Below are 9,941 nucleotides of genomic sequence, written 5' to 3'. Positions count from 1 at the left end.
TGACTTGCCGCTTGATCCGGTCGCGCCTTTCGGCCTGAGCCTCGGTAGTGGGAAAACCAAAGAACGCATCGTTCGGAAGCAGCCCGCACAATCTTTCTCCAAGTATTCCTTTGATACTGTGGATAGATTTGAGGAGTGCGGTGTCGTCGTAGGCCATTGCAAACGCCTCGGCCTTAAATTCAGCCCGCGGTCTCGAGAAGTCGATCTGCACGGGCGACGGGACGCGCGCGAGAGGTTGGCCGATCGCGACAAAGGCCGGGAAACCGTTGATACCAGTCGGCACCACGCCGATTAACTGGTGGTTCGCAATCCCGGTCAGGGCCGCGTGAAATTCTCCGAATTTCGTGATCGTGGTTGTCATTATAGTACTCCTGTCTAAGGATGAATTATCCGACGTACCTAGCGCATCATAAGATTGGAGGCAATAAAAAAGGCCTGGTTTGGGGGAGAATACTGTCAGATTTTTTGAAGCGATGATGATCGATGTTATTTCGATGATAAACCGATGATAAAATTCTGGTTTTTGCTTTTTACGCCTTGTCCATCCCCTCTTCCTGCTGCTGCTTCATCTTGTACACATACACCAGCACTTCCGCGACTGCAGCGTAGAGCTCCTCGGGGATCTCGTCGCCCACGTCCAGCTCGATGAGGGTCCACGCGAGCGGCGGGTTCTGCACGATCGGGATCCCGAACTCCACTGCGAGCTCGCGGATCGATTGCGCGAAGAGGCGCTGGCCCTTGGCCATGACCTGCGGGGCAACCATCTCCTTGTCGTCGTACTTCACCGCAACGGCGAGCTCAGTGGGGTTCGTGATGACTGCATCGGCCGATTTTACCGCCTGGCGGGTATCGCCCATGGCCAGCTCCTGGTGCAAATGCCGACGCATGCTCTTGATAAGCGGATCTCCCTCGTCCTGCTTGTACTCGCGCTTGACCTCCTCCTTGGACATCTTCAGCTGCTTTCTATATTCCCAGCGCTGGACCGCGAAGTCGATGAACGCGATGATGATGAAGACCACGAAGACCTTGATAAGGAATTTGACCACGAGACCTGCGGCCATCTTCGCGGACTGATCCGGATCCGCGCCGACCGTGGAGACTACCTCCCTGAGGCTGTCTGCGACCACAAGATAGGCCAGGAAGAAGATCAGGGTGATCTTGGCGATGTTCTTCACGAGCTCGATCAAGGTCTTCACCTTGAACATGTTTTTGAGATTCTCCACCGCGTTGAGCCGTTTCATCTGCGGCTTCATCGGCTCGCCGGAGAAAATAGCGCCCGTCTGCAGAAAGCTCACCCCCACGGCCACAAAGGTGACCACCGCCAAAAACGGCCCCATGATCTTCACAAAGGTCATGAAATTGCGCTGGGCCTCGATCGCCATGGCCTCGAACGTGAGCTCGCCCCTGGAGACGATATCGATGTTGGCCTGGAGAAGGGTCTTGAGCTCCTCGCCCATGAAACCGCGCATAAATATGATGAGGGCAAAGGCGACGATCAGTATGACGATGGTGTTGAGGTCGCGGGAGCGCGCTACCTGCCCCTTCTTTCGCGCGTCCCGCAGCCGCTTCGGGGTCGCATCTTCGGTTTTTTCCTGGCTGGAGTCTTCGGCCATACACTACCTCAATATCACCACATAAAGCTTTTGTTTAACTTTAAATGTGCAGTCTATATGCTTGAACTTTATCTATAATTAACTTAGGTCCCGTCAATTTCTGGACATCATCCGCTGTCCAGCCGGGGGCCAGCTCGCGAAGGAGAAGCCCCTTTGGGGTGACGTCGATGACCGCGAGGTCGGTCACGACCATGTCCACACAGCTCTTGCAGGTCAGGGGGTAGGTGCACTCCTTCACAATCCGGGCCTCGCCATCCCTGGTCACGTGCTGCATGAGCACGATCACCTTCTTTGCACCTGTGGCCAGGTCCATGGCCCCACCGTAACTGCCGACCTTCCTCGTGGGCAGCTTCCAGTTGGCCAGATCGCCCTTCTCAGAGACCTGGAAGCCTCCGAGCACCGTCACGTCCAAGTGCCCCCCCCTGATCATGTCGAAGGAAAGCCCGCTGTCGAAAAAGGCCGCACCCGGTATGACGGTGATGTTCTCGTCGCCGGCGTTGGAGAGATCCGTGTCCTCCTCGCCAGGTTTCGCGTGCGGACCGCAGCCCAGCACCCCGTTCTCGGACTGAAAATAGACGGTGCGGCCGGCCGGGATATGCGTGGCCACGAGCATGGGCATGCCGATGCCGAGGTTCACGTAGAACCCGTCGGCGAGCTCCATGGCCACCCTGGTCGCCATCTGCTCCCTGGCGAGCGGCTGCTTTGTCATCTGCCACTCCTCTTCGGAACCGCCACGACCCTATCGACGAATATGGCGGGCGTCATGACGTGATCGGGATCTATGTCGCCGGTCTCTTCGATCAGCTCGGCCTCGGCTATGGTGACGTCGGCCGCCATGGCCATGAGGGGATTGAAGTTGCGCGCGCTCTTCCTGTAGACGAGGTTGCCCATGAGGTCGGCGCGATGCGCCTTGATGAGCGCGAAGTCGGCGCGCAGCGCGGTCTCCAGCAACATCTCGCGGCCGCCTATCACGCGCACCTCCTTGCCCTCGGCCGCCGCGGTGCCCACGCCCACCGGCGTGTAAAACGCGCCGATTCCACCGCCGCCGGCGCGTATGCGCTCGGCGAGCGTGCCCTGCGGCGAGAGCTCGAGCTCGGTCACGCCCTCGAGCACCTTCTGCTCGAGCGCGCTCACCTCCTTGGGCGAGCCGAAGACCGCAAAGCAGGTGATCACCTTCTTCACCAGCCCTGCTTCAAAGAGTATATTGGTATCGTTGGGGTTCGTGCGGCTGCCGGCCGTGTCGTTGCGGATGAGCGTGATGTCGCGCACGCCTTTGTCGCGGAGGGCGATCAGCAGATTCGAGGGCACCCCGCGGCCGATGAAACCGCCCACCATCAAGGTCGCGCCGTCCCTTATATCGGCCACCGCCTCGCTGCAGCTCTTGTAGATCTTATTTTTCATACAACGCCTTGGTATGATAATCGATCGTTATTGTCAATTTCAGCGATATTCAGAAGCATAGGAAAGCTCAGCGCTTGACTACAATTTCAGCCCGTTGTATACGCCGCGCCACGAAGTCAAAACAAAAAAGGGAGGTATCTATGAAGAAGATCTTTGCAGTGGGGGTCGCGGCCATGCTCGCCCTGTCGCTCGCGGCGTGCGGCGGAAGCAGCAGCGACACTGACGCGACCACACCCGAGACGTCCGCTACGGCCGCAGGCACGAGCTATCAATTGATGAGCGGCACTTCCGAACTCCTGGGCCCGCTATTCGCGGCTCTCGCCACTCCAAGTGCACAGGTGGTCAAGGCAGATATGACGGCCTCGTGCAACACGACCGGCACAGACACATACAACTGCACGATACTCGACGGCCTGGGCGGATCCGCCACTCTCACAGGTACTTTTGTCACGGATACGGATTATTCCTTGAATTTCTTGGCCACGTTCGACAACTTCAAACCTAGCGCCGAGATCACGGCCGACGGTTCCTTCACCTGGGTCGTGAGCGTGGATTCCGCCGCATTCGGCGGCTACAGCAGCATCAAGGACAACATGACAAAGGTCGATACCGGGAAAGAGAATAGCTGTGAATACTCTACAGACAACATCGACGGCGAGGGATATTGCGTTGAGTCCGATTCTGTATGCTCGGCCAACTCCGCCAACCGTTTGATGAGCTTCACATACACGATCGGCGCGGACGGCTTCACCTACACGGACGTATGCGGTACGTTCGTCTATGGCGCGGGCTCCGCCATGTCGTTGGAATACTGCTCGGATGACATCGAGACCACCGCTCTTTTCACCGGCACCATCGACGGCAGCTTCAACAACGAGACGGTCGACGAGAGCTTCAACGCCCTCTGCGACTGGTCGGCGCTTCAGTAGCTGACATGAAATATTGCAACACCAAAACGCGCCCCTCGAAAGAGGGGCGCGTTTTGTCGTCCGGGCTGTTGCGTTTCTAAAAAAATCCATGTAAATTAATAAGATCTTGGAGGTGGAATGCCTGAGAAACGCCCTGACGGCCAGCCTACCAGCATCGGCCAGTACTACATCATGGAGAAGATCGCCCAGGGCGGCATGGCCGAGATCTACCGCGGGCTGGCTTACGACGTCCACGGAATAAGCCAACGCGAAGTCTGCATCAAGAAGATCCTCCCCCAGCTCTCCGCTGACAAGGAGTTCATCGGCTCGCTGATCGACGAGGCCAAACTCGCGGTGAAACTCGTGCACGGGAACATCGCACAGACCTACGACCTCGGCAAGGTGGGCGACGATTACTACATGGTCATGGAGTACGTGGAGGGCGCCACCCTCTCGCAGATCAACAAGCGCAGCATCGCCAAGAATTCCCTTATCCCCGTCCAGATCGCGGTCTACCTGCTCTCCGAGATAGCGGCCGGCATCGATTACATGCATCGTCGCACGGACGACTCCGGCGTCCCGCTGCACATCGTGCATCGCGACATATCTCCGCAGAACATCATGGTCGCGTACTCCGGCAGCGTGAAGATCATCGACTTCGGCATCGCCAAGCCCGCCTTCAAGGCGAGCGGCACCGACTCCGGGCTCCTGAAGGGCAAGTTCGCCTACATGTCCCCTGAACAGGCCATGGGCGAATCGGTGGACCACCGTTCGGACATCTTCTCGCTGGGCATCATCTTCTACGAGGTGCTCTCCGGAAAGCGCCTCTTCAAGGCGGAGGAGAGCCGCGAGACCATACGCAACGTGCGCCGCGCGCTGGTGGAGCCGCTGGTCAACATAAGGCCGGACATACCGGAGGAGCTGGACCGCATCGCCATGAAGGCTCTCACGAAGGACAGGCGGCACCGATACCCATACGCCTCTGAGATGCGCGACGACCTGGCGAAGTTCCTCCACAAACATTATCCCGACTTCAGAGCCACCGAAGTCGCCCGCTTCGTCCAGGAGCTCTTCAAAGACGAGATGGGCCGCAAGAGGCCGCTGGAGGCGGACACCAAGACCCCGGCCCTGATCATCGACAGGACCAACTCGGCGCTGGCCGGCGACGAGCAGTTCGAGGTGACCGGCGTCGCGCACGCGCCGACGAACATGAAGGACTTCATGCTCGACGAGGAGTCGGAGGCTCCGAAGCTGGAAGAAGATGAGAAATCCTTCGAAGAGGAGAGCACCGGCAAGCGCCCTCTTCTCAAGGAAAAAGAACAGCCGACGCCCGTGTCCAGGAAGCCGGGCCGCGGCAAAAAGATAGCGGCCTCGATAGTCATCGCGTTGGCGCTGATCGCATATGGCACATTCAGGCTCTACCTGTATACGCCCTCCGACAGCGCGCCTGCGCCCGAGGGCGCGCTCGCCGAAGCGATGGTGGTGACCGACCCTGCCGACGCGGAGGTAATGATCGACGACAAGCCTGCGGGCCGAGGATCGCCGGTGGCCGTGAAGGAGATATCGCCAGACGAGGAGCACACGCTCACGGTATCGAGAGAAGGCTTCCTCACGCACACGGAGAAGATCAAGCTGGGAGAAGGCGAATTTCACAGCATGAACGTCACCCTCAAGCCGGCGGGCCCTCCGACCGCCGAAGTCGAGCTCATAAGCTCCCCCCCGGGCGCAGTCGTGTACATAGACGACAAGGAGACGCCGCAGCGCACTCCCGCAACGCTGAAGAACTTCGACGCCACAAAGACGCATACCATCGGCCTCTTTCTCGAAGGATATAAATTCTGGACAAAGGACGTGAAGATCGATCGCGGCAAGTCGAAGTCCTTCGAAGTAGCGCTCGTCAAGAATTTCGGCTCGGCATTCATTGACTCGACGCCCGGCGGCGCTATAGTGATGATAGACGGCGCGCCCGTCGGCACAACGCCCGTGACCAAGAACGAGCTCGATCCGGAGAAGGTGCACAACATAGAGATATGGCTTGAGGGATACAGATCCGAAAAGGTCGAGTTCAAGCCCTCGGCCGGCGCGCAGAAGGACGTGAGGGTCGTCCTCACCCCCCTGCCGCAGCAATAGAGAGCGAGCGATGATGGCTAAGAAAAAGGAAACCAAACCCAAGAAACAGGCGGAGGACATATCCGAGCACACGGTGCTCACCTCGATCATCGAAGTGGAGCCGCCTGAGAAACAGAAGGCCTACATAATGTTCATATCGGGGCAGCTCTCGGGCAAGCTCTGCTATCTCGAAAACAAGGAGACCATCATCGGCCGCGCGGAAGAATGCGACATCTCGATCGACGACTCCCGCATCTCGCGCCATCACATCAAGATCAGCGTCGTAGGGGACCAGGCGATCATAGAGGACCTGGGCTCCACCAACGGCACCTTCGTCAACGGGGAGCGCGTCAAGAATCGTGTGCTCGCAAACGGCGACCAAGTCCACATCTCCAGCGACACCATCTTCAAGTTCGCCCTCGGGAGCGAGGCGGAGCAGATCCTGCTCAAGGAGATGCACCAGATGGCGAACTACGACGCCGTCACCGGCATCTACAACAAACACGTCTTCGAGAAGAGGCTCGCGGAGGAGTTCAGCTTCGCCAAACGCAAGGGCATACAGCTCTCGCTCCTCATGATAGACATCGACTTCTTCAAGAAGGTCAACGATACCCACGGACACATGGCCGGGGATTACATCCTCCAGGGAGTGGCCAATCGTATCCAGAACGCGCTCCGCGGCGAGGACATACTGGCCCGCTACGGGGGCGAGGAGTTCGTGGTGATCATGCGCGGCACCGACATCAAGGGCGCCGCGATCATAGCCGAGCGGGTGCGGAGGCTCGTGGAGGCAAAGCCGTTCGCCTTCGAGAAAAAGCGTATCCCGGTCACGATAAGCATCGGCGTCGCAACGCTCGCGGCCGGCAACATGGACAAGCCACAAGAGCTCCTCGCTCAATCCGACGCCCGCATGTACCAATCCAAGAAAAACGGCCGCAACCGAGTGACCAGTTGACCCTTCGACCGCGCTCAAGGATTGACTTTTGCCCTCCAAGGGCTTAGTCCAAGCCTCCCTTGATCTTCGGGAGGCATCGATGCCCGCATCCATAATCGACGGAAAAGCCATGGCGCTCTCCATCAGGGCCGAGCTCGCCCAGCAGGCTTTGCACTTGGCCTCCAGGGGAGTGAAACCCGGCCTCGCGGTCGTGCTCGTGGGCTCTGATCCGGCCTCCCAGGTCTACGTGAAGATGAAACGCAAGGCCTGCGCAGAGGCCGGCATCGAATCCTTTGCGCACGATCTGGCCGGCGACGCCTCCGAGAAGACGCTGCTCGGGCTGATCGCCAGGCTCAACGCAGACAACGCGGTGCACGGGATACTGGTCCAACTGCCCCTCCCCAAACATATCGACGAGAAGAAGGTCCTGCTCGCGATCGACCCCGCAAAGGACGTGGACGGATTTCATCCGGTGAACGTGGGGCTCCTTGCGCTGGGCGAGCCCTGCTTCGCCCCCTGCACTCCCGCGGGGATAATCGCGCTCATAGAATCCACGGGCAAAAAGATCGAAGGCGCGAACGCGGTCGTGCTGGGCCGCAGCAACATCGTGGGAAAGCCGGTCGCCGCCATGCTCATCAAGAGGAACGCGACCGTCACCGTATGCCATTCGAAGACCGCGGACCTGGCGGGCGAGGTCGGCAGCGCCGACATCCTGGTCGCCGCGATAGGAAGACCCGGGTTCGTCAAGGGCCCCTGGATAAAACCCGGCGCCGTGGTGATAGACGTGGGGATCAACAGGCTCCCGGACGGCAAGCTCGCGGGCGACGTGGATTTCAAAGGGGCCAGGGAACGCGCCTCGGCGATCACCCCGGTTCCGGGCGGCGTGGGCCCGATGACCATAGCAATGCTCTTGAAGAATACAGTGGAGGCGGCCGGTCGTTCCACAGCTCGATAGGAGGATTTCAATGACGCGCAAGACACCGCTGTACGACGAACACGCGAGGCTGGGCGCAAAGATCGTGGACTTCGCGGGATGGCTCATGCCGGTGCAGTACACCGGCGTGATCGACGAGCACAAAGCCGTGCGCACGGCGGCCGGGCTCTTCGACGTCTCGCACATGGGCCAGGTCGAGGTCACGGGCCCCGACGCCACGGATTGCATACAGCACCTCACCACCAACGACGTGAAAAAACTCGTCGACGGCCAGGCGCAGTACTCGGTGGTCTGCAACGAACGCGGCACGGTCGTGGACGACATCATCATCTACCGCTTCAACCCTGAGCGATACATCATAGTGGTCAACGCGTCGAACGTGGCAAAGGACTTCGCCTGGTTCGAGTCCCACGCAAAGGGCAAGGCCTCGCTGCGGAACGTGAGCGACAAATACGCGCTGATCGCGCTCCAGGGGCCGCTGGCAGCGGAGATCCTCTCACCGATAGCGGAGGCGGAGCTGGCCTCCGTGAAGACCTACTGTTTCACCGAAGGCAAGGTCGCCGGGGCAAAGGCGATCATAGCCAGGACCGGGTACACCGGCGAGGACGGCTTCGAGATCTTCACCTCTCCGGCGGACGCACCCGGCGTATGGCAGGCCCTGATCGAAAAAGGAAAACCCAAGGGTCTCAAACCAGCGGGGCTGGGAGCACGCGACACACTGCGTCTGGAGATGAAGTACAGCCTCTACGGTCACGAGATCACCGACGAGACCAACCCCATCGAGGCCGGGCTGGGCTGGGTGGTCAAGCTCGACACCCCCGACGATTTCGTGGGGAAGAAGGCTCTCGTCGAGATCAAGGCGCGCGGGCTGCACAGGAAACTCGTCGGCTTCGAGATGATAGACGCCGGGATCCCGAGACAAGGTTACCGGATCGTCGCGGGCTCCCGCGACGTGGGTTGCGTGACCAGCGGCACAATGTCGCCGTCTCTCGAGTACGCAATCGGCATCGGCTATGTCCCGTCGGAGCTCGCGGCCGAGGGCACCGACATTTTTATTGACATTCGAGGCCGCGCGAGGAAAGCAACTGTCGTAAAAACACCGTTTTACAAGCCTTCGCACAAGAAGGCCTGAGAGAAAATATCTGACAAGGGGGATGAACAATGAACATGCCCGACGATCTCAAGTACACCAAGGAACACGAGTGGGTCAAAATCGAAGGAAAGAGCGCGACCATCGGCATCACCGATCACGCGCAGACCAACATGGGCGACATCGTCTACGTCGAGCTCCCTGAGGAAGGCGAGCAGGTGAAGAAGGACGACACCTTCGGCGTGGTCGAGTCGGTCAAGGCGGTCTCCGACTGCTACGCCCCGATCTCCGGCCGCGTGAGCGAGGTCAACACCGTGCTCACCGAAAGCCCGGAGACGATCAACGAGGACTGCTACGGCGAGGGTTGGATGATCAAAGTGGAGATCGAGAATAAAGCCGAGCTCGACCAGCTCATGGACCAGAAGCAATACGCCGACTTCGTAGCGGAAGAAACGGCATAGCCCTCGATGAGATACCTTCCACATACAAACGAAGAGATCGCGAAGATGCTGGCGGCCACAGGTGCGAAGGAGATGGACGGACTCTTCTCCAACATACCCAAAGCCCTGCGCTGCGATGCGGAGCTCAATATCCCCGAAGGCATGGCCGAGCAGGACCTCTGGCTTGAGCTCAACAACATCGCGATGACGAACCGGACGCTCTCCTGCAGCGCCTCCTTTCTCGGCGGCGGCGCATACCGGCACTACGTGCCGGCAGCGGTCTCGGAGCTGGCGTCGCGCTCCGAGTTCACGACCCCATACACACCGTATCAGCCCGAGGTGGGTCAGGGCACGCTCCAGGCGATGTTCGAGTACCAGTCGCTGATATGCAGGCTCTTCCGCATGGACGTCTCCAACGCCTCCCACTACAGCGGCGCCACAGCAGGAGCCGACGCCGCACTCATGGCGCGCAGGGTCTCCAAGAACAGAAAAAAAATCCTGCTCCCGGACAA

Annotated in this window: 10 protein-coding genes and 1 pseudogene; 7 read left to right on the top strand and 4 right to left on the bottom strand. The window is 59.6% G+C overall.

Annotated elements, in window-relative coordinates; all coding sequences use genetic code 11:
• The 4 genes from WC683_17595 to WC683_17580 form a co-directional block, all read right to left on the bottom strand.
• Positions 1-361, bottom strand: a 361-nt coding sequence (locus WC683_17595) for a hypothetical protein (protein MFA4974423.1), incomplete at its 3' end; no start/stop codon positions are given.
• A gap of 169 nt (positions 362-530) precedes the next feature.
• Positions 531-1,613 carry an EscU/YscU/HrcU family type III secretion system export apparatus switch protein gene (locus WC683_17590; GenBank protein MFA4974422.1) on the bottom strand — a complete coding sequence of 361 codons (1,083 nt, stop codon included), beginning with the start codon at positions 1,611-1,613 and terminating at the stop codon, positions 531-533.
• A 40-nt stretch (positions 1,614-1,653) separates the two neighbouring features.
• Positions 1,654-2,322 carry a 3-oxoacid CoA-transferase subunit B gene (locus WC683_17585; GenBank protein ID MFA4974421.1) on the bottom strand — a complete coding sequence of 223 codons (669 nt, stop codon included), beginning with the start codon at positions 2,320-2,322 and terminating at the stop codon, positions 1,654-1,656.
• On the bottom strand, positions 2,319-3,014 hold the full coding sequence (locus WC683_17580; GenBank protein MFA4974420.1) for a CoA transferase subunit A: 696 nt from the start codon (positions 3,012-3,014) through the stop codon (positions 2,319-2,321). The genes WC683_17585 and WC683_17580 overlap by 4 nt, the downstream gene beginning before the upstream one ends.
• A gap of 140 nt (positions 3,015-3,154) precedes the next feature.
• Between WC683_17580 and WC683_17575 the strand changes: the two are divergent.
• The 7 genes and pseudogenes from WC683_17575 to WC683_17545 all read left to right on the top strand — a co-directional run.
• Positions 3,155-3,244, top strand: a pseudogene (locus WC683_17575) (glutamine ABC transporter substrate-binding protein).
• 816 nt (positions 3,245-4,060) lie between these two features.
• The gene (locus WC683_17570) at positions 4,061-6,052 is read left to right on the top strand and encodes a serine/threonine-protein kinase (GenBank protein MFA4974419.1); all 1,992 of its coding nucleotides are present in this window, start codon (positions 4,061-4,063) and stop codon (positions 6,050-6,052) included.
• 13 nt (positions 6,053-6,065) lie between these two features.
• A complete protein-coding gene (locus WC683_17565) occupies positions 6,066-6,986 on the top strand; it encodes a GGDEF domain-containing protein (protein ID MFA4974418.1) in 921 nt (306 codons plus the stop codon).
• Positions 6,987-7,065: 79 nt separating this feature from the next.
• Entirely contained in the window at positions 7,066-7,920 is an 855-nt protein-coding gene (gene folD, locus WC683_17560) for a bifunctional methylenetetrahydrofolate dehydrogenase/methenyltetrahydrofolate cyclohydrolase FolD (protein ID MFA4974417.1), read from the top strand.
• Between the two features lie 10 nt (positions 7,921-7,930).
• A complete protein-coding gene (gene gcvT, locus WC683_17555; GenBank protein ID MFA4974416.1) occupies positions 7,931-9,031 on the top strand; it encodes a glycine cleavage system aminomethyltransferase GcvT in 1,101 nt (366 codons plus the stop codon).
• A gap of 29 nt (positions 9,032-9,060) precedes the next feature.
• Complete coding sequence (gcvH, locus tag WC683_17550) at positions 9,061-9,450, top strand: glycine cleavage system protein GcvH (protein ID MFA4974415.1); 390 nt, start codon at positions 9,061-9,063, stop codon at positions 9,448-9,450.
• Positions 9,451-9,456: 6 nt separating this feature from the next.
• Positions 9,457-9,941: glycine dehydrogenase (locus WC683_17545; GenBank protein ID MFA4974414.1), on the top strand; the 485-nt coding region annotated here is incomplete at its 3' end.

It is taken from the genome of bacterium (assembly GCA_041648665.1).
GTDB lineage: Bacteria > UBA10199 > UBA10199 > 2-02-FULL-44-16 > JAAZCA01 > JAFGMW01.
Note: the sequence above shows the minus strand (reverse complement) of the source record. Positions and strands in the feature narration are given on the sequence as shown.

Coding starts and splice junctions, on each gene's coding strand:
- WC683_17590 (MFA4974422.1), bottom strand. CDS start 1,613: ATGGCCGAAGACTCCAGCCAGGAAAAAACCGAAGATGCGACCCCGAAG.
- WC683_17565 (MFA4974418.1), top strand. CDS start 6,066: ATGGCTAAGAAAAAGGAAACCAAACCCAAGAAACAGGCGGAGGACATA.
- WC683_17580 (MFA4974420.1), bottom strand. CDS start 3,014: ATGAAAAATAAGATCTACAAGAGCTGCAGCGAGGCGGTGGCCGATATA.
- WC683_17570 (MFA4974419.1), top strand. CDS start 4,061: ATGCCTGAGAAACGCCCTGACGGCCAGCCTACCAGCATCGGCCAGTAC.
- WC683_17585 (MFA4974421.1), bottom strand. CDS start 2,322: ATGACAAAGCAGCCGCTCGCCAGGGAGCAGATGGCGACCAGGGTGGCC.
- gcvT (MFA4974416.1), top strand. CDS start 7,931: ATGACGCGCAAGACACCGCTGTACGACGAACACGCGAGGCTGGGCGCA.
- folD (MFA4974417.1), top strand. CDS start 7,066: ATGCCCGCATCCATAATCGACGGAAAAGCCATGGCGCTCTCCATCAGG.
- gcvH (MFA4974415.1), top strand. CDS start 9,061: ATGAACATGCCCGACGATCTCAAGTACACCAAGGAACACGAGTGGGTC.